This is a genomic window from Pseudoduganella sp. jia 9, from assembly GCF_055502615.1.
In genome coordinates, this window is sequence record NZ_JBUPWE010000009.1 from 42,034 (window position 1) to 59,594 (window position 17,561).

Sequence of the window (17,561 nt, forward strand, 5' to 3'; positions counted from 1 at the left end):
CGCTGTCGGGTCGCAACAACGAAGGATGAAATTAAGGCATGCAGGAACCCTCATTGCAGGAAGCAACATCCTCCGCCCTACTTCCGCGCGCGGCCGCGTCCGACGCCGAGGCTTGGATGGTGTTCGGCATGCGCATGGTGCTGGCCATCTCCGCACTGCTGACGCTGTATATCGGCCCCGCCAACCTCATCACCACTGACAGCTGGACCTGGGTATTCTTCCTGGCCTACGTGGTGCACAGCATGATCCTGCTGGGCGTGGCGCGTATGCGCGCGGGCTTCTGGCATGGCCCGGTTGTCTACTGGGTCGACATCACCTGGTACGGCCTGATGGTCTATGCCACGGGCGGCGCGCCCAGCCCGTTTTTCTCGTTCTTCTTCTTTGCGATCCTGGCAGCGTCGTTCCAGCGCGGCTTCGACGACGGTGCCCGGCTGACGCTGGGTGCCGCCGTCGCTGTAACGGTCGCCGTGCTGGCGGCGCAGGGACTGGCTTCCATCCAGCTGTTGTTGCTGCGCGCGACCTTCGTGCTGGCGCTGGGCTACATGATCGCTTACTGGGGTGGCCTGGCCGTCGACCAGCGGCGCCGGCTGTCGCTGCTGCGTGACGTCAGCCGGCTGTCCAATCCCCGTTTCGGCGTGCAGCACACGCTCGACTCGCTGATGGAAAAAATCCTGCGCTTCTATGGCGGCACCACCTGCGTGCTGCTGATGCAGGATGCGACCGGCCGCTGGACGCTCAACACCGTCCACCACCCGGCGGCCGGCCGGCCGGCCAGTAGCAGCACGGTGCGCGAAGATGCCGTGCAGCCGCTGCTGGCGCTCGGCGACGCCGCCACGGTGCTGTTCCGTGGCACGGCAAGGCGCGCCAAATGCGTGGCGGCCGGCGTGCATGGCTGGAGCGGTATCGACCCGGCACCCGGCACCTGGATCGCCGATTTGCTCGATACGAACTTCTTCATCAGTGCCGCGCTGCCATTGCGCAAGGGTGCAGGCCGTATCTTCGTGACGGCGCCGCACCAGCTGCGTCGCGCCGACGCCACGTTCCTGAACCACATCGTGCAGCAGGCGTTTCCGGTCATCGAGACCATCGACCTGCTGGACCGGCTGGCATCCGAAGCGGCGTTCCGCGAACGCCAGACCATCGCGCGCGACTTGCACGACAGCACGATCCAGCCGTATATTGGCCTGCGCAACGCGGTAGCGGCCATCCGCAACGGCGCTGGCGCCGGCAATGCCGTTGCGCCTGAACTGGACCGCCTGCTGGCCATGTGCACCGAAGTCATCGGCGACATGCGCCAATTCGCCCACCGCTTTCGCAATGGCCGGCAGGAAGAGCCGGAACTGCATATCGCGCTGCGCCGCCACCTCGGCAAGGTGCGCTCGTTCTTCGACGTCAACGTGACGCTCGATGCGCGGCATGCGCCGCTGATCAGCGACCGCATGGCGGCCGAGGTGTTCCAGGTCGTCAGCGAAGGCATCAGCAACATCTGCAAGCACACCCGCGCGCGCAGCGCACATGTGCGCATGGCGGAAGAGGCAGGCCACCTGGCGATCGACATCGCTAATCCCGCGGATGGCGCCGGCCGGTGCGCGCCTTTCCTGCCGGTGTCGCTGGCCGAGCGCGTGTATGCGCTGGGCGGGCGCCTGGAGGTCCAACCGGATACGGAGCAGACCGTGATCCGCGTGCGAATGCCGCTGTAAGGCAACGAGAGAACCCAGACAATGAGAGAACCGGAGAGCAAATGACCATTCGCATCATGCTGGTCGACGACCACAAGACCATGCTGTGGGGCCTGGAACGCCTGATCCAGGCCGAGGCACCGGCGTTCGCGCTGGTGGCCAGCGCCAGCGATGCGGCCCAGGCCACCGCGCTGTGCGCGCAGCACGCGCCCGACATCGTGCTGCTCGACCTCGACCTGAAGGGCAGCAGTTCGCTCGATATCCTGCCCGCACTGGTGGCCAATGGCATGACCCGCGTGGTGATCCTGTCGGCCAACCGGGACCACGCCACGCTGGCCGGCGCCGTCAAGCTGGGCGCCCGCGGCGTGGTCAGCAAGGAATCGCCGACCGAGGACGTGCTGGCGGCCGTGCGCAAGGTGCATGGCGGCGATCTGTGGCTCGACCAGCCGCTGATGCAGGCGCTGCTGGGGCAACTGGTGGCGCCGGCGCCGGCCGCCAGCCCGGAAGCGCAGCGCATCGCCGCGCTGACGGCGCGCGAGCGCGAGGTGATCGGCATGATCGTGCAGGGCAACGGCGCGCTGAACAAGGAACTGGCGGACCGCGCCTGCATTTCGGAGCGCACGCTGCGCAACCACCTGACGGCCATCTACGGCAAGCTGGACGTGGCCAACAGGCTCGAGCTGTACATGTACGCCACCCGCCACGGCCTCGGTTGAGGCTTGTCCTGCGGCGTAGGACATATGTCCCACGCCGGGCTGCCGCAATGTCCCATGCAGAAGGGGAGCTTTGACGGATGTGCGGCAGGGACCCCGCCGGTACGATGCTGTTCATGCGCTGCGCCAATTCGAGCGGCGCGACTGCAACCGAACTGGAGCGAACGTGCACGACAAGGAAGAATTCCCGGAACAGCAGTACGAGCGTACGGGAACGTCGACCATGCCGTACGTGGTGCTGGCGGTTCTCGTTGCGGTCGTCGGTCTCATAGCGGTCCTGGCCGCCTGGACTGGCGCATAAGCACCGACCAACCCCTTCAAGGACACATCATGCAATTCATCAAGAACTTCATCAAGGAAGAAGACGGCGTCACGGCAATCGAGTACGCACTGATCGCCGCGGTCATCGCCGGCATCATCGGCATCGCTTTCGGTGGCCTGGGCGCAAGCATCAAGGGCGTCTTCACTGGCATCGTTGCGAAGATGACGACGCCCGGCGCAACCTAAGCAAGCCCGCCACCCGGCGGATAAACGATCCGGAACAGGCCAGCCCGTTCCGGATTTTTATTTTCAACCCCACCGTTTCCTGACAATGCCGCCATCCCAGCTTCCCTTCGTACTGCTGCTCGCGCTGCTCGGCCTCGCCGTGTGGCACGACGTGCGCGCGCGCCGCATCCCGAACGCCATCGTCTTCCCCGGCGCGCTGCTGGGCCTGGCGCTGCACGCGCTGCTGCCGGCTGGCAGCGGCCTGTTCGGCACGCCGATGGGTGGCCTGGGCATCGCCTCCGCACTGGGCGGCCTGGCCATCGGCCTGGCTATCCTGCTGCCGATGTACGCCTTCGGCCTGATGGGTGCGGGCGATGCGAAGCTGCTGGCGATGGTGGGCGCCTTTGTCGGCGCCGGCGACATCGCCGCGGTGGGGATCGCCACGCTGCTCGCGGGCGGGCTGCTGGCACTGGCGGTTGCGGCGCACCAGGGCATCCTGCGCCGGGTGTTGAACGGCACTTACCATACCGTGCTGCATGCCGGCCTGTCGCAGATGAAGGATGGCATCGCCCTGCCCGCCCCTAGCGGACGCCTGCCGTATGCCGTGGCGATCGCCGCCGGCACCGTGGCGTGCGTGGCCTGGCTGCGCCTCGTCGGAAAACTGCCGCTGTGACCGACCTGCCCCTGGCGCCGGCCGAGGCGCGCGCGCCACGCACGGTGGAAGACACCGGCCTGCCCTTCCTGTTCCTTACCGAACTGGTTGCGAAGGTACTGCACCAGCGCGGCCAGCTGCGCCTGCCGGAACTGGCATCGTACCTGAAGCTCGGCGTCGGCGTCATCGATCCGCTGATCGGTTTCCTGCGCTCGGAAAAACTGTGCGAAGTGGCGCGGGTGGGCAATAGCGGTACCGATGCCGATATCTCCTATTTCCTCACCGAAGGCGGCCGGCAACGCGCCGCGGCGGCACTTGGCCGCAATGCGTATGCGGGGCCGGCGCCGGTGACGCTGGCCGCCTATACGGCCCAGGTGCAGGCGCAGAGCGTGGCCGGCGTGCAGGTGACGCGCGCCCACATGGCCGCCGCGTTCGACGGCATCGTGGCCAATCCGCGCGTGCTGGCGCAACTGGGTTCGGCCATGAACTCCGGCCGCGCCCTGTTCCTGCACGGCCAGGCCGGCAGCGGCAAGACCTACCTGGCGGAGCGCCTGCGCGACCTGCTGACGGGCACCATCGCCGTACCTTACGCACTGATGGTGGACGGCGAAGTGATCCCGTTCTTCGACAGCGTGCAGCACCTGCCGGCCGCCGATGCCGTGGCCACCAGCACCGGCATCGACCGGGGTACCGCGCCGGACATGCGCTGGGTGCGCGGCGTGCGCCGTCCCGCGGCACTTGCCGGCGGCGAACTGACGCTGGACATGCTGGACCTGCGCTTCGACCCGCACACCCGGCTGTACCAGGCGCCGCCGCACCTAAAGTCGAACAACGGCATCTTCATCATCGATGACCTGGGGCGCCAGCGCTGCTCGCCCGAGGCGCTGATGAACCGCTGGATCGTGCCGATGGACCGCAGCGTCGACTACCTGACGCTGCATACCGGCCATACCTTCCTGGTGCCGTTCGACGTGATCGTGGTGTTCTCGTCGAACTTCGTGCCGCACCGGCTGAGCGATGGCGCCTTCCTGCGCCGGCTGGGCTACAAGATCGAAGTGCCGCCCGCCTCGACCGACGAATATGCACAGCTGTTCCGCCAGGCCTGCGCGCAGGCCGGCATCCGCGCCGACGGCGATGTCTTTGCCGACGCGTTCGCGTATCTGCTGGCATGCCACCGCGAGCGCGGCGTGCCCCTGCTGGCGTGCTATCCGCGCGACCTGGTGCGCCAGCTGCGCGACCTGGCGCGCTATGAGGACCGCGCGCCGGAACTGAGCCGCCGCACGCTCGAGTGGGCGTGGGACAACTATTTTGCCGCGGGTCGCCAGCATGGCTGCGCGCCGGAACTCGAACGCCGCGAGCGCGGCACGCAGGAAAACCGATTGGAGAATCATTGATGAGAAATTCCCGAGCACTGCTGATCATCGGCGTGGCGCTGTTCCTGGCGCTGGCCGCGGTACTGGTCGCCGCCAAGTGGATGGGCGAACAGGGCGCGGCCGGCACGCGCGTGGCCGTGGCAGCCGCCGACATCGGCCAGGGCACGCGCCTGGCCGCCGCCAGCGTCCAGCTGGTGGACTGGCCGTCCGGCTCCGTGCCGGCCGGTGCCATCGCCGACCCGAAGCTGCTGGCCGAGCGTGTCACCCGCACCGACATCTCGAAGGGCGAGCCGGTACTGGAATCGAAACTGGCGCCGCCGGGCACCACCGGCGGCCTGTCCGCCGTCGTCGCCGCCGGCAAGCGGGCGATGACGGTGCGCGTCAACGACGTGGTGGGCGTGGCCGGCTTCGCGCTGCCGGGCAACTATGTCGACATCCTTGTCAACCTGCAGGCCATGGCCAGCGACGCCGGCGGCCGCGAACAGTCGGTCTCGAAGATCGTGCTGGAACGCATCCTGGTGCTGGCCGTGGCGCAGGAGTCGAACCGGGACGACACCAAGCCCCGCGTGGTCAACGCCGTGACGCTGGAACTGGCGCCCGACCAGGTGGAAAAGCTCGACCTGGCGCGCAGCATCGGTTCGTTGTCGCTGGTGCTGCGCAACCAGGTGGACCCGCAACCGGCCAACACGGCCGGTGCCACGCGTGAATCCGTGCTGGGCCTGCCGCCACTGAAAACGGTAGCGGCGGAGCCGGCGCCTGCCCGCATGGAGGCGCCGCAACGCGCCGCCGCCCCCGCTCCCGTACGCCGGACCGAAGGTGTACTCGTGATCCGCGGCCTCGACGCCGCTCCGCAAGCCATTCACTAAAAGCCTGTCATGAACCACCTTCCGAAATTACGCAACAAGACCCTGCTGGCCGGCGCCTTCGCGCTGGCCGCGGGCACAAGCCTGGCCGCAGCGCCGGACTGTATCGACCTGCACGGCCGCGCCGATGCGCAGACGCTGCAACTGGTGCGCGGCAAGTCCACGTTGAAACGCTTCTGCACGCCCGCCGCCCAGGTCACTGTCGGCGCACCCGACATCGCCAATGTGGTCGTTCCCAATGCCAGCGAAGTAGTGATCGTGGCTCGCAGCGTGGGCACGACCAACCTGATCGTGTCCAGCCGCGACGGCCGCTCCACCGTATTCGACATCGCCGTGGCGATCGATACGTCACCGCTGCGCGCGCAGTTCGACACGCTGTTCCCGGCAGAGAAGGAGGTGCGCGTCGACAGTACCGGCAATACGCTGGTGTTGTCCGGCATGGTCAGCGATTCCGCCGTGGCCAGCCAGCTGGTGGCGCTGGCCACCGCGTTCCAGGAAAGCGCCCAGGCATCGGCTGCCGGCGCCGGCAGCCCGCCGCCCAGCGGCGTGGGCGCGGCTGCCAGCACGGCGCCCGCCATCGCGCCGGCCGGCAATGCTGCGAAAGTCCTGAACATGATGCAGGTGGCTGCACCACAGCAGGTGCTGCTGGAAGTGAAGATCGCCGAAGTATCGAAATCGCTGGTCGACCAGCTGGGTGCCAGCATGGGCTACTCGAAGACCAATGGCAGCTGGAGCTACGGCATCCTGTCCAGCATGCTGGCCGGCACCGGCAACACGCTGGGCGCCGTGAAGAACGCCACGACCCAGCTGGTGATCGACGGCCAGAAGCGCGACGGCCTGGTGAAGATCCTCGCCGAACCGACCGTGATGGCGATCAGCGGACAGGAAGCCAGCTTCCTGGCGGGCGGCAAGATCTTCATCCCCGTGGCGCAGACGTCGAACGCCGGCGGCAACCTGATCACGCTGGAAGAAAAGGAGTACGGCGTGGCCGTGAAATTCATGCCCACCGTGCTGGCGGGCGGGCGCATCAACCTGCGCGTCGCGCCGGAAGTGTCGGAACTCAACCGCGAAGGCATCGGCATCAGCAGCAGTACGTCGGCCGCCACGGCGATCCTGCCGGCGTTCACCACGCGCCGCGCCAGTACCACGGTGCAGCTGCAGGATGGCCAGAGCTTTGCCATCGGTGGCCTGATCCGCAACAACGTAACCAGCAGCATCAAGCGCTTTCCCTTCCTGGGCGACGTTCCGGTGCTGGGCGCGCTGTTCCGCAGCAGCGATTTCCAGAACGACCGCACCGAACTGGTATTCATCGTGACGCCGCACCTGGCCAAGCCGCTGCCGGCGGCGCCGCGCCTGCCGACCGACGACTACGTGCAGCCGAGCCGCGCCCAGTTCCTGATCGGCGGCCAGCACGAAGGCAAGGCCCGTTCCAATCCCGCTACCGATTCCGCTTCCGCTTCGAAGGAGCAGCCATGAACCACATCCGGATCGCCGCCATGATGATGGCCTGCCTTGCCGCCCTGGGCGGCTGCGCCACCCGCGAGCAGGCGGGAAGCGGCGCCAGCGTGCGCGCCATCATGGCCAGCCAGGTGTTGCCGCCGGCGCCGCAGCCGGACCGCGGCACGGATGCCGCGTCCGCGATGGCGGGCTACGCCAACTACCAGCGTTCCTACGTGTCGCCGACGCCGCAGAACGACAGCGCCATGATCGGCGGCAGCATCGGCGGAAAGTAAGGGGAAATCATGAAAATTGCAGTCCTGTCGCGCGACGAGCGCCACCTGATCGAGGTGGCGCGCCAGTTGCGCAACCGTCCCGGCACCGATGAAGTGGACATGATCGCCGGCACCCCGGCGCGCCTGACCACGCTGGCCGACGATGCCGTGCCCGATGTGCTGGTGGTGGACCAGCCGCGCGCCGAGGAAGGTGAGCTCGACCAGCTCGAACGCCTTGGCCACCTGTTCCCGCACATGGCGTTCGTGGTGTTGACGAGCGACCTGTCGCAGGAATTCCTGCTGCGCGCCATGCGCGCCGGCGTGCGCGAAGTGCTGCCGGCCAAGCCGGCCACCGAGGCGCTGGGGCAGGCGCTCGACCGCATCGCCGAGAAGCTCGGCACGCAGGGCGGTAGCAATGGCAAGGTGCTGGCGTTCATCTCGTGCAAGGGAGGCAGCGGTTCGACCTTCCTGGCCACCAACCTGGCCTATGCGCTGTCGGCCGGCGGCAGCCGGCGCGTGGCGCTGATCGACATGAACCTGCAGTTCGGCGACGCGTCGCTGTTCGTCTCCGACGTCAAGCCGCTGGCCACGCTGTCGGACGTGGCGACACAGATCCACCGTCTCGACCCGTCGTTCCTGGCATCGAGCATGGTCAGCGTGACGCCGAACTACAGCGTGCTGGCGGCGCCTTCCGATCCGGCCCACGCCAGCGACGTGAAGCCCGAGCATATCGATGCCATCGTCAAGCTGGCGCGGCGGCAGTACGACTTCGTCGTTCTGGACGTGGGCCGCAGCCTGGACCCGGTGAGCATCCGCGCGCTCGACCACGCCGACACGATCTACCCGGTGCTGCAGATGACGCTGCCGTACATCCGCGACGGCAAGCGCCTGCTGACGGTATTCCGCAACCTCGACTACGGCAAGGACAAGGTCGAGCTGATCGTCAACCGGCACGACAAGAACAGCGACATTCGCCTGAAGGACCTGGAGGACGCGTTCGAGACCAGCGTGCTGCGCACCATGCCGAACCACTACGACGCGGCGGCGAAATCGGTCAACCAGGGCGTGCCGGTGACGCGCCTGGCGCCGGACAGCCCGCTGTCTGCTGCGCTGGAAGACATGGCCCGCGACCTGACCGGGGAATCCGCACCGAAGCAGGTCGGCGGCCTGATGTCGCGCCTGTTCGCGCGCCGTGCCGCCTGAGCGGTGGCTTTCCGACCGACCGATTCAACGATTGACGATTAACGATTGAGATTGAACCAGGCCATACGATGAACATGCCCTCCTCCTCCTTGCGCGAACGCCTCGGCAACGGCCTGCCGCGCCCCACCGCACAGCGCGGCGCCATCGACAACCGTGCGTATCACCAGCTGAAGAGCCGCATCCACGAAGCCCTGCTGGACAGGATCGACCTGGAAAGCATGCAGCGCTTGACGCCGGACCAGATCCGCCAGGAACTTCGCCTGCTGGTCGAGCGCCTGCTCGAGGAAGAGATGGTGGTTATCAACGATGCCGAGCGCAAGACGCTGACGCGCGATATCCAGAACGAGATGCTGGGTTTCGGTCCGCTGGAACCGCTGCTGGAGGATCCGACCGTTTCCGACATCCTCGTCAACACCCACAAGCAGGTCTACGTGGAACGGCGCGGCCGCCTGGAACTGACGGACGTGACGTTTACCGACGATGCACACCTGATGAAGATCATCGACAAGATCGTCTCACGCGTGGGCCGCCGCATCGACGAGTCGAGCCCGATGGTCGATGCGCGCCTGCCGGATGGCTCTCGCGTCAACGCGATCATTCCGCCGCTTGCGATCGACGGCCCGGTGATGTCGATCCGGCGATTTTCCGCCGACCCGCTGCGGCTGGCCGACCTGGTGTCGTACGGCAGCGTGACGGCCGACATGGCCGAGGTGCTGCAAGGGCTGGGCAAGGCCAAGGTGAATATCCTGATTTCGGGCGGCACCGGCAGCGGCAAGACCACGATGCTGAACGTGATTTCCGGCTTCATCAACCAGACCGAGCGTATCGTGACGGTGGAAGACGCCGCCGAACTGCAGCTGCAGCAGCCGCACGTGGTGCGCCTGGAAACCCGGCCGCCCAACATCGAAGGCAAGGGCGAAGTCACGCAGCGCGCGCTGGTACGCAATGCGCTGCGGATGCGCCCCGACCGCATCATCCTCGGCGAGGTGCGCGGTGCCGAGGCGCTGGACATGCTGGGCGCGATGAACACCGGCCACGAGGGTTCGATGGCGACGATCCACGCCAACACGCCGCGCGATGCGCTGACGCGCCTGGAAAACATGGTCAGCATGGCGGCCGGCACGCTGCCGCCGCGCGCCATGCGCCAGCAGATCAGTTCCGCCGTCGGCGTGGTAGTACAGGTGTCGCGCCTGACGGACGGCAAGCGCAAGGTGCTGTCGATCTCCGAGGTGACGGGCATGGAAGGCGACGTCATTACCATGCAGGAGATCTTCTCGTTCAAGCAGACCGGCGTGGCCGAGGACGGCACCGTGCAGGGCCACTTCAGCGCCAGCGGCGTGCGGCCCCGCTTCGCCGAGCGGTTGCGCACGTTCGGCATCACCCTGTCGCCGGGCGTGTTCGAGCCGCGCATGGAGCCAGTGCGATGAACACCACGTTCGCGCTGTTCGTGGTGCTGCTGTTCGCCGCCGTGATGCTGCTCGTATGGGGCATCTACACGGGCTGGGCCGCGCATCGCGATCCGGAAGCGGAACGCGTGGCGCGCCGCCTGCGCGGCATCATCGGCGGCGAAACGCGCCAGTCGGATGTCACCATCGTCAAGGAGCGCCGGCTCAGCGAAAGTGCCGACCTGGACGCCTTGCTGCGCGGCCTGCCCGGCATCCGCCTGCTGGACCGCATGCTGGTGCAGGCCGGTGCTCGCTACCTGGCAGCTCGCCTGCTGGCTTTCTGCGCCGCCGGCTTCGGCACGGGGCTGCTGCTGGCCGCGTGGCTGGGACTGCCGGTATTGGCGTGGCCGGTCGCCGGCGCCGCGGTGGCCGGCCTTCCGCTGCTGCGGCTGGCGCGCGCCCGCGATCGCCGCCTGGTGCGTTTCGAGCACCAGTTGCCCGACGCGCTGGACATGATGGGCCGCGCGATGCGTGCAGGCCATGCGTTTCCCACCGCATTGAAGCTGGTCGGCGACGAAATCCCCGCACCGCTCGGCGAGGATTTCAAGGCGGCGTTCGACGAAGTCAATTTCGGCATCGGCATGGGCGATGCGCTGAACAACCTGGCCCAGCGCGTGCCCAGCATGGACCTGCAGTACTTCGTCGTCGCCGTGCTGATCCAGCGCGAGACGGGCGGCAACCTGACCGAGCTGCTGTCCTCGATCAGCGCGATCATCCGCGACCGCCATCGCCTGCTGGGCCAGGTTCGCGTGCTGTCCGCGGAGGGGCGCATGTCCGCGTGGATCCTGTGCCTGCTGCCTTTCGGCGCCGGCGCCATGATGTACGCGGCAAACCCGGAATCGATGGCTGTGCTGGCAACCGATCCCGATGGCCGGAAGATGGTGGGCATTGCCGTGGTGATGATGATCGTGGGGGTGCTGGCCATCCGCAAGATCATTCGCCTCCGAGTATGAATATGAGTATTAGTCCGCATAGGCCAATCAATGAATAACGTACAGATCCTGGTCCTGGCCGCCGTGTTCGTGCTGATCTTCGGCGCCGCCGTGCTGGCGATGCTCGCGCTGACCCGTGACCCCGTCAAGCACCGCTTGTCCACGCTGGAGGAACGCGATACGACAGTCGTCCCGCCTGCCAGCAACTGGCTGCAGAGGCTGTCGCAACTGGCCGAGCCGCTGGCAAAGCTCTCAGTGCCCACGGAGGGCTGGGAGAACTCGCCCGTGCGGATGCGCTTCATCAACGCGGGCTGGCGCGCGCCGTCGACGCCTGGCCTGTTCCACGCCGGGAAAACCGCGCTGACGATTGGCCTGCCGCTGGCGACCTGGCTGGTTCTGGGCGACGATCCCCAGCGCAGTGGCAGCATGACGATCCTGAGCCTGGCGGTCGCCGCCGCATGCGGCTACTACGCGCCGGATCTCGTACTGAAGCGGCGCATCGCCAGGCGCCAGCGCGAGATATTCGAGACGTTCCCGGATGCACTGGACCTGATGACGGTATGCGTGGAAGCCGGACTGGCCATGGACGCGGCCCTGGCACGCGTCGGCGCGGAAATCGGCCTGAAAAGCGCCGTGCTGGCGGAAGAGCTGCAGCTGGTCACGCTGGAACTGCGTGCCGGCAGCGCGAAAGACAAGGCGCTGCGCAACCTGGCCCTGCGCACCGGCGTGGAGGATGTGGATGCGCTGGCGAAGATGCTGATCCAGGCGGACCGCTTCGGTACCAGCATCGGCGTGGCGCTGCGCATCCAGTCGGAACAGCTGCGCACGCGGCGCCGGCAACTGGTGGAGGAACAAGCCGCGAAGATCGCCACCAAGCTGCTGTTCCCGCTGATCTTCTTCATCTTCCCCAGCCTGCTGGTGGTACTGCTGGGGCCATCGATGATCCAGATCATGAAGGCGATGTCGCCGATGTCCGGCGTGCCGGGGTAAGCGCGCCGGCGCCATCCTGTGCGGACTGGCAGGGCTTCACCACCGGTTCAGTCGGCAAGCCGTGCCGGCACGGTGAACGACACCGTGCAGCCGCGCCCTGCTCCGCTGTCGATGCGCAGCGTGCCGCCGAGCCGGGCGATCCGCTCGCGCATGCCGACCAGGCCCCAGTGCCCCGGCCGGCCGGCGTGCGCCAGGTCGGCATCGATGCCGCAGCCATCGTCCGCCACCGCGCCTTCGACGCCGCTGGCCGAAGCATGCAGCGATACGACGATACGCGCCGCGCCCGAATGCCTGGCACTGTTGACGAGGGCCTCGTTCAGCACGAAGTAAAGCTCGTCGGCGATGTCATCGCCGAGCAGGTCGACGCAGCCGGAGAGCGCCAGCTCCACCCGGCGTTTCACCGCCGGCTCGAGTCCGTCGATGGCGTGCGCCAGGCGCGCGGCCAGCGAAGGCTGCACCGCTTCGCGCCGCAAGTTCATGACTTCGTCGCGGGTTTCCTCGATCACGAGATCGGCCCGCGCCAGCGCCTTGTCCAGCGCTTTTTCCTCGGGTGTCCCCTTCTGCATGCGCATCAGCACCGCATGGCAACTGAGTACCAGGCCCTGCACGCCCTGCAGCAGGTTGTCGTGCAGGTTGCGGGCGATGCGTTCGCGCTCCTCGGTCCGCGCTGCCATTTTTTCGGCGGCGCGGCGCGCCGCCGCCGCGATGCGCCAGCGGTACAGCGCGAACAGCAGCGATGCGATGCCAATGACGACGATACTGCGGAACCAGGTGGTCTGCCAGACCGTGGGCGCGATGTGGAAATCCAGCGTGGCGCCCTCTTCGTTCCAGACGCCATCCTCGTTGGCCGCCACGACCTGGAAGCGGTAGTCGCCCGGCCCGAGGTTGGTGTAGCGGGCGGCGCGCTCGGATTGCGGCTCCTGCCACTCCGCGTCGACACCGGAAAGGCGGTAGCGGAAGCGCACCCGTTCCGGGATCGACAGCGCGGTGGCGGTGAAGTGGATTTCCACGCCAGTGGTGCCTGGCGCGAGCGTCATCGCCTGCACGGCGTTCCAGCTGCCGCGGCGCGTGCGCAGCGATTGCACCAGAACGGTCGGTGGACGGGTATTGCGCCGGATGGCGGCCGGATCGATCCAGCCCACCTGCGAACCGGTCGCATACCAGACCTTGCCGTCCGTGGCGACGCTCAGTGACGGCAGTGGGCGGATCTGCGCCACCTGGCCGCGCAGGCCATCCTCGAAGCTGAACACTTCCCACGGCAGGCGGTGCGCCGGATCGGCCCGGAAACGGCCGAGGGCTTCGGCCGCGACGTGGAACAGCCCGTCCGGGCCGTGCAGCCACAGGTCGCCGCGGCGGTCCATCGCCATCCCCGATATGCCGAGGAATGCCGGCATGTGCTCGGGCACCAGCGGCCGGGCGTCGCCGTGGTGCAGCCAGACGATGCCCCGGTCGCCGGCCACGAGCAGACCGCCGCCGTGCTCCAGCAGGCTGAGGATGTTGCCAACGGAACCGGCGAGACCGGTGGTGATGGGGCGGATGATGCCGTCGGCCAGTTCGCCCAGGCGGCCACTGGTGAAGCCAAGCCAGGTGCGTCCGGAAGCAGCTGTCAGCATGGTGATCGGCGTTTCGTCGGCGCCCGGGATCGCGGGCGGCAGCCTGGTCCACGTGCCGTTCGCGAAGTGGAACAGGCCATGCCGGACGACCGACACCCACAGTTTTCCAGCCTTGTCCGCGACGATCGCCTGCACGCCGAAATCCCTGCCGATATCGGCCGGCAGCGGCCACGACGTCACGCCCGCCGGCGTCATGCGGTGCAGCGCCGACTGTCCGCCGAGCCACACGCTGCCGGCATGTTCGCGGTACATGGCCCTGGTGCCCGCCAACCCCGGCAGGACCTTCGCCGTGCCAGTCTCGACCTGCCATACGGGGCCGCCGGCGCCGCTGGCGACGAGCATGCCATGGCCGAGACCCGGCCCGGCCAGGAATTGCTGACCGGTCGCGGGCAGCGGCACTTCATGCAGGCGGCGCATGCGATAACGCTCGACGCCATCGAGCGTGGTGACCCACAGGTTGTTTTCGCGGTCGACCAGCGTGCGCGCGACCATCCGGCCGGGCAGGCTGCCGCCGTCGAACGTCTGGGCCGCATGCAGGGTGCCGTCCGGTCCGGCGCGCAACAGCGTGGTGCCCTGCCCGAGCCACGCCCACACGCTGGCATCGGGCCCTTCGAACAGCGTATGGTCCTCGCTGTAGCCGACAGCGTTGCGCCACGCTGCCGGCACGGCGCTGGATGAAAAGCGGGTGAGCTGGCCACGGCCGGTGTAGACGGCCAGCACGCCGCCGACGATGGCCGGGGTGGTGTTCCGCGGCAGCGGCACCACGTGCCGGAATCGTGCGGCGCCCGGCTCCTTTGCATACAGGTGCGAGTCCGACATGGCCCACAGCGTACCGCCGGCATCGAACCGGATCCACTCGATGTAGCTGCGCGGGGCATGCAGCCCGGTCATGCGGGTCCACCGCCCCCCTGTTGCATCGAGCCTTGCCAGGCCGGTGCTGCTGCCGGCGTACAGGGCATGCTCGGGTCCCACGGTCAACGCGGCCACGGAGCCTGCCGGCAGGCCTTCGGCCGTGGTGTGGTGGCGCGCGTGTTCACGCGTGAATTCGGATACGCCGCCGAACTGGTAGCCGACGGCGATCCCGTCGCGTGTGGCCACCACGGACACAAGGTTGTTCGACCGCAGGCGGTGACCGTACACCGATTCCTGCCGCGTGAAATGCGCGCCGTCGAAACTGTAGAGGCCCGTCACGGTGGCGAACCACAGCATGCCATCGCGGTCCTGGGCGATGCCGTAGGCCGATTGCGGCGCGCCGTCGGCGCGTGTCCAGATGCGGCGCTCGAACGACGGCGCCGCCATGGCGGAAGCTGTCGTCGCCAGCGTCCACAGGATCACCAGCCCGAGCAGGACGAAACGACGAAACAGCATGCTTTCCCTCTCCAATTGCAGGGGCGCAGTGTAACCCGTGGGCACCGGGCGAGTGAAATGTGCGGCTGGCTTCCCGGCGAACAACGTATAATGGCGGCCGGGTGATCATGCGTTCGCGCATGACAGGATTCGCGCTGGTCGGGCCGCCACGCGGCTTTTACGCGACCATCCATGATCCTTCTTGCGCTGTCCCTGCCCGTTCGTTTTCTGCCCGTTCGTTTTCTGCCCGTTCGTTCAATACCCGTTCTTTTCCCTGCCGCTGCGGAGGCCGCATGATGCGTATCGAGCGGCGCCTGTCCGACACCTTCAAGGCCTTCGCCTCGTCAAGCAAGGCCGGCGGCATCGTCCTGATCCTGTGCACCATCGCGTCGCTGGCGATCGCCAACTCCTCGTTTGGCGCGGACTACCTCGGCTTCTGGCATCTTTATGTGGCGGGACTGAGCATCGAGCACTGGGTCAACGACGCACTGATGGCGATTTTCTTCCTGCTGATCGGCCTCGAGCTCGAACGTGAGCTGTACAACGGCGAACTGTCCGACCTCAGGAACGCCTTGCTGCCGATGCTGGCAGCCGCCGGCGGCATCGCGGTCCCCGCATTGATCCACTTCGGTTTCAACGCCGGCACGCCGACGCAGGCCGGTGTCGGCATTCCGATGGCGACCGACATCGCCTTCGCGCTGGGCGTGCTGGCCCTGCTGGGCAGCCGGGTGCCGGCATCGCTGAAGATCTTCCTGACCGCGCTGGCGGTGATGGACGATCTCGGTGCGATCGTCGTCATCGCGCTGTTCTATACCGCCGAGGTGTCGTTCGCGTACCTGCTGGGCGCGCTGGCGGTGTTCGGCGCCCTGCTGGCCATGAACCGCGTCCTGCGCGTGATGCGCCTGCTGCCTTACCTGCTCGGCGGCGCGCTGATGTGGTTCCTGATGCTCAAGTCCGGCGTGCACGCCACCATTGCCGGCGTGCTGCTGGCGTTCGCGATTCCCTATTCGGCACGCCAGGACGATGCGAAATCGCCATCGCACCGGCTCGAGCACGCGCTGCACAAGCCTGTCACGTTCCTGATCCTGCCGGTTTTCGCGCTGGCCAATACCGGCATCGTGATCGGCGCCGGCTGGATGTCCGACCTGCTGGACGCGAACAGCCTGGGCATCATCCTCGGCCTGGTCGCCGGCAAGCCGGTCGGCATCTTCCTGTTCACCTTTGCCGCGGTATCCGCCGGCCTGTGCCGCCTGCCGCTGGACCTGGCGTGGCGCCACGTGCTGGGCGCCGGGCTGCTTGGCGGGATCGGCTTCACGATGTCGATCTTCATCACCAACCTGGCGTTTACCGGCCAGGCCGATGCGATCAATGCGTCGAAGATGGCGATCCTGCTGGCATCGCTGACGGCCGGCATCGCCGGGTTCGCGTGGTTGAAGACGATGGGGGCGCCGCTGGCTTCGGATACGGATATGGAGACCATGGACCTGGAGGTGGATGATCGTGCCCGGTCGTAGCGGGTTGAAGGCTGGGGCCGAGCAAAGTCACAAGACCTAATCACGGGATGAACGCCAGCCCGAAGCGCAGGCGACGCTGGCGCGGGGCGCCAGCAGATGGGCGATTCGGAGAGCCTCGCGCCTGCAGGCGCTCGTCTTCGAATCCCACCTCTCCGTCCTCCTGCCAACCTCGACGAAAGATGGCGCGGGCGCCGCGCGCCTCCGGCGCGCGAGGCTGGCGCGGGGCGCCAGCAGATGGGCGATTCGGAGAGCCTCGCGCCTGCAGGCGCTCGTCTTCGAATCCCACCTCTCCGTCCGAATAAATAAAAAGGCCACCCGCAGGGGTGGCCTTTTTATTTATTCATGGCGGAGAGGGTGGGATTCGAACCCACGGATGGGTTGCCCCATCGCTTGATTTCGAGTCAAGTACATTCGACCACTCTGCCACCTCTCCTGGTGGTACTCACAATGCGCCTGTCGGTGCCTTGTGCTCCGAGTTGAACAATGACTTGTTGCAACTCAAGAGGCACGGATTCTATAGCAACATTTATGTTGCGTCAAATCTTGATGTTGAGAAGTAGTGGCTGGGGCAGCGTTGGTGGCGGGCTCAAGGCTTGACGCCCAGTCAGGATGGCGAAAGACGGCGCCAGCAGTTGGGCGATTCGGAGAGCCCCCGCGCCTGCAGGCGCGTGGTCTTCGAATCCCAACCTCTCCGTCCTCCTGCCAACCTCGGCGAAAGATGGCGCATGCGCCGCGCGCCCTCGGCGCGCGAGGCTGGCGCGGGGCGCCAGCAGATGGGCGATTCGGAGAGCCTCGCGCCTGCAGGCGCTCGTCTTCGAATCCCACCTCTCCGCCATGAATAAATAAAAAGGCCACCCGCAGGGGTGGCCTTTTTATTTATTCATGGCGGAGAGGGTGGGATTCGAACCCACGGATGATTTGCACCATCGCTTGATTTCGAGTCAAGTACATTCGACCACTCTGCCACCTCTCCTTTTCCCGCATCGCTGCGAGAAGGCAAGATTATAGCCATCCCAAAAAGAAAATGGAAGGGCTATTT

15 protein-coding genes and 2 tRNA genes are annotated in these 17,561 nt (G+C 67.1%); 14 read left to right on the forward strand and 3 right to left on the reverse strand.

Annotation, left to right across the window (positions count from 1 at the left end):
* Positions 1-38 precede the first annotated feature (38 nt).
* The 13 genes from ACY34H_RS12680 (at position 39) to ACY34H_RS12740 (ending at position 12,048) form a co-directional block, all read left to right on the forward strand.
* Positions 39-1,700: a sensor histidine kinase gene (locus tag ACY34H_RS12680; RefSeq protein WP_464977859.1), complete on the forward strand. Its 1,662-nt coding sequence runs from the start codon at positions 39-41 to the stop codon at positions 1,698-1,700.
* Positions 1,701-1,741: 41 nt separating this feature from the next.
* Positions 1,742-2,395 carry a response regulator gene (locus tag ACY34H_RS12685; protein WP_464977860.1) on the forward strand — a complete coding sequence of 218 codons (654 nt, stop codon included), beginning with the start codon at positions 1,742-1,744 and terminating at the stop codon, positions 2,393-2,395.
* Positions 2,396-2,558: 163 nt separating this feature from the next.
* On the forward strand, positions 2,559-2,693 hold the full coding sequence (locus ACY34H_RS12690) for a hypothetical protein (RefSeq protein ID WP_464977861.1): 135 nt from the start codon (positions 2,559-2,561) through the stop codon (positions 2,691-2,693).
* A 29-nt stretch (positions 2,694-2,722) separates the two neighbouring features.
* Complete coding sequence (locus ACY34H_RS12695) at positions 2,723-2,899, forward strand: Flp family type IVb pilin (RefSeq protein WP_464977862.1); 177 nt, start codon at positions 2,723-2,725, stop codon at positions 2,897-2,899.
* A gap of 85 nt (positions 2,900-2,984) precedes the next feature.
* Positions 2,985-3,551 carry an A24 family peptidase gene (locus ACY34H_RS12700; protein WP_464977863.1) on the forward strand — a complete coding sequence of 189 codons (567 nt, stop codon included), beginning with the start codon at positions 2,985-2,987 and terminating at the stop codon, positions 3,549-3,551.
* Complete coding sequence (locus tag ACY34H_RS12705) at positions 3,548-4,924, forward strand: ATP-binding protein (RefSeq protein WP_464977864.1); 1,377 nt, start codon at positions 3,548-3,550, stop codon at positions 4,922-4,924. The genes ACY34H_RS12700 and ACY34H_RS12705 overlap by 4 nt, the downstream gene beginning before the upstream one ends.
* Positions 4,924-5,769 carry a Flp pilus assembly protein CpaB gene (gene cpaB / locus ACY34H_RS12710; protein WP_464977865.1) on the forward strand — a complete coding sequence of 282 codons (846 nt, stop codon included), beginning with the start codon at positions 4,924-4,926 and terminating at the stop codon, positions 5,767-5,769. Before ACY34H_RS12705 ends, cpaB begins: the two co-directional genes overlap by 1 nt.
* 9 nt (positions 5,770-5,778) lie before the next feature.
* Positions 5,779-7,242 carry a type II and III secretion system protein family protein gene (locus ACY34H_RS12715; RefSeq protein ID WP_464977866.1) on the forward strand — a complete coding sequence of 488 codons (1,464 nt, stop codon included), beginning with the start codon at positions 5,779-5,781 and terminating at the stop codon, positions 7,240-7,242.
* Complete coding sequence (locus tag ACY34H_RS12720) at positions 7,239-7,499, forward strand: hypothetical protein (protein ID WP_464977867.1); 261 nt, start codon at positions 7,239-7,241, stop codon at positions 7,497-7,499. The genes ACY34H_RS12715 and ACY34H_RS12720 overlap by 4 nt, the downstream gene beginning before the upstream one ends.
* Positions 7,500-7,508: 9 nt before the next feature.
* Entirely contained in the window at positions 7,509-8,681 is a 1,173-nt protein-coding gene (locus tag ACY34H_RS12725; protein WP_464977868.1) for an AAA family ATPase, read from the forward strand.
* A gap of 68 nt (positions 8,682-8,749) precedes the next feature.
* Positions 8,750-10,108, forward strand: a complete 1,359-nt coding sequence (locus ACY34H_RS12730) for a CpaF family protein (protein ID WP_464977869.1) — start codon at positions 8,750-8,752, stop codon at positions 10,106-10,108.
* Positions 10,105-11,079, forward strand: a complete 975-nt coding sequence (locus ACY34H_RS12735) for a type II secretion system F family protein (protein WP_464977870.1) — start codon at positions 10,105-10,107, stop codon at positions 11,077-11,079. Before ACY34H_RS12730 ends, ACY34H_RS12735 begins: the two co-directional genes overlap by 4 nt.
* A 30-nt stretch (positions 11,080-11,109) precedes the next feature.
* The gene (locus ACY34H_RS12740; RefSeq protein ID WP_464977871.1) at positions 11,110-12,048 is read left to right on the forward strand and encodes a type II secretion system F family protein; all 939 of its coding nucleotides are present in this window, start codon (positions 11,110-11,112) and stop codon (positions 12,046-12,048) included.
* Positions 12,049-12,095: 47 nt separating this feature from the next.
* Here ACY34H_RS12740 and ACY34H_RS12745 read toward each other — a convergent pair whose 3' ends face one another.
* Positions 12,096-15,029, reverse strand: a complete 2,934-nt coding sequence (locus tag ACY34H_RS12745) for a sensor histidine kinase (RefSeq protein WP_464977872.1) — start codon at positions 15,027-15,029, stop codon at positions 12,096-12,098.
* Positions 15,030-15,304: 275 nt separating this feature from the next.
* On the opposite strand from ACY34H_RS12745, the gene nhaA reads away from it, so the two are divergent.
* Positions 15,305-16,522: a Na+/H+ antiporter NhaA gene (nhaA, locus tag ACY34H_RS12750; RefSeq protein ID WP_464978092.1), complete on the forward strand. Its 1,218-nt coding sequence runs from the start codon at positions 15,305-15,307 to the stop codon at positions 16,520-16,522.
* Between the two features lie 343 nt (positions 16,523-16,865).
* Here the strand turns inward: nhaA and ACY34H_RS12755 are convergent.
* A tRNA-Ser gene (locus ACY34H_RS12755) sits at positions 16,866-16,955 on the reverse strand.
* Between the two features lie 450 nt (positions 16,956-17,405).
* Positions 17,406-17,495: transfer RNA gene (locus ACY34H_RS12760), tRNA-Ser, on the reverse strand.
* Positions 17,496-17,561 lie beyond the last annotated feature (66 nt).

What these genes read in the sequence shown, in the direction of transcription:
- ACY34H_RS12680 (WP_464977859.1), top strand. Translation starts at nt 39, where the DNA reads ATGCAGGAACCCTCATTGCAGGAAGCAACATCCTCCGCCCTACTTCCG.
- ACY34H_RS12685 (WP_464977860.1), top strand. Translation starts at nt 1,742, where the DNA reads ATGACCATTCGCATCATGCTGGTCGACGACCACAAGACCATGCTGTGG.
- ACY34H_RS12695 (WP_464977862.1), top strand. Translation starts at nt 2,723, where the DNA reads ATGCAATTCATCAAGAACTTCATCAAGGAAGAAGACGGCGTCACGGCA.
- ACY34H_RS12700 (WP_464977863.1), top strand. Translation starts at nt 2,985, where the DNA reads ATGCCGCCATCCCAGCTTCCCTTCGTACTGCTGCTCGCGCTGCTCGGC.
- cpaB (WP_464977865.1), top strand. Translation starts at nt 4,924, where the DNA reads ATGAGAAATTCCCGAGCACTGCTGATCATCGGCGTGGCGCTGTTCCTG.
- ACY34H_RS12715 (WP_464977866.1), top strand. Translation starts at nt 5,779, where the DNA reads ATGAACCACCTTCCGAAATTACGCAACAAGACCCTGCTGGCCGGCGCC.
- ACY34H_RS12720 (WP_464977867.1), top strand. Translation starts at nt 7,239, where the DNA reads ATGAACCACATCCGGATCGCCGCCATGATGATGGCCTGCCTTGCCGCC.
- ACY34H_RS12725 (WP_464977868.1), top strand. Translation starts at nt 7,509, where the DNA reads ATGAAAATTGCAGTCCTGTCGCGCGACGAGCGCCACCTGATCGAGGTG.
- ACY34H_RS12730 (WP_464977869.1), top strand. Translation starts at nt 8,750, where the DNA reads ATGAACATGCCCTCCTCCTCCTTGCGCGAACGCCTCGGCAACGGCCTG.
- ACY34H_RS12735 (WP_464977870.1), top strand. Translation starts at nt 10,105, where the DNA reads ATGAACACCACGTTCGCGCTGTTCGTGGTGCTGCTGTTCGCCGCCGTG.
- ACY34H_RS12740 (WP_464977871.1), top strand. Translation starts at nt 11,110, where the DNA reads ATGAATAACGTACAGATCCTGGTCCTGGCCGCCGTGTTCGTGCTGATC.
- ACY34H_RS12745 (WP_464977872.1), bottom strand. Translation starts at nt 15,029, where the DNA reads ATGCTGTTTCGTCGTTTCGTCCTGCTCGGGCTGGTGATCCTGTGGACG.
- nhaA (WP_464978092.1), top strand. Translation starts at nt 15,305, where the DNA reads ATGCGTATCGAGCGGCGCCTGTCCGACACCTTCAAGGCCTTCGCCTCG.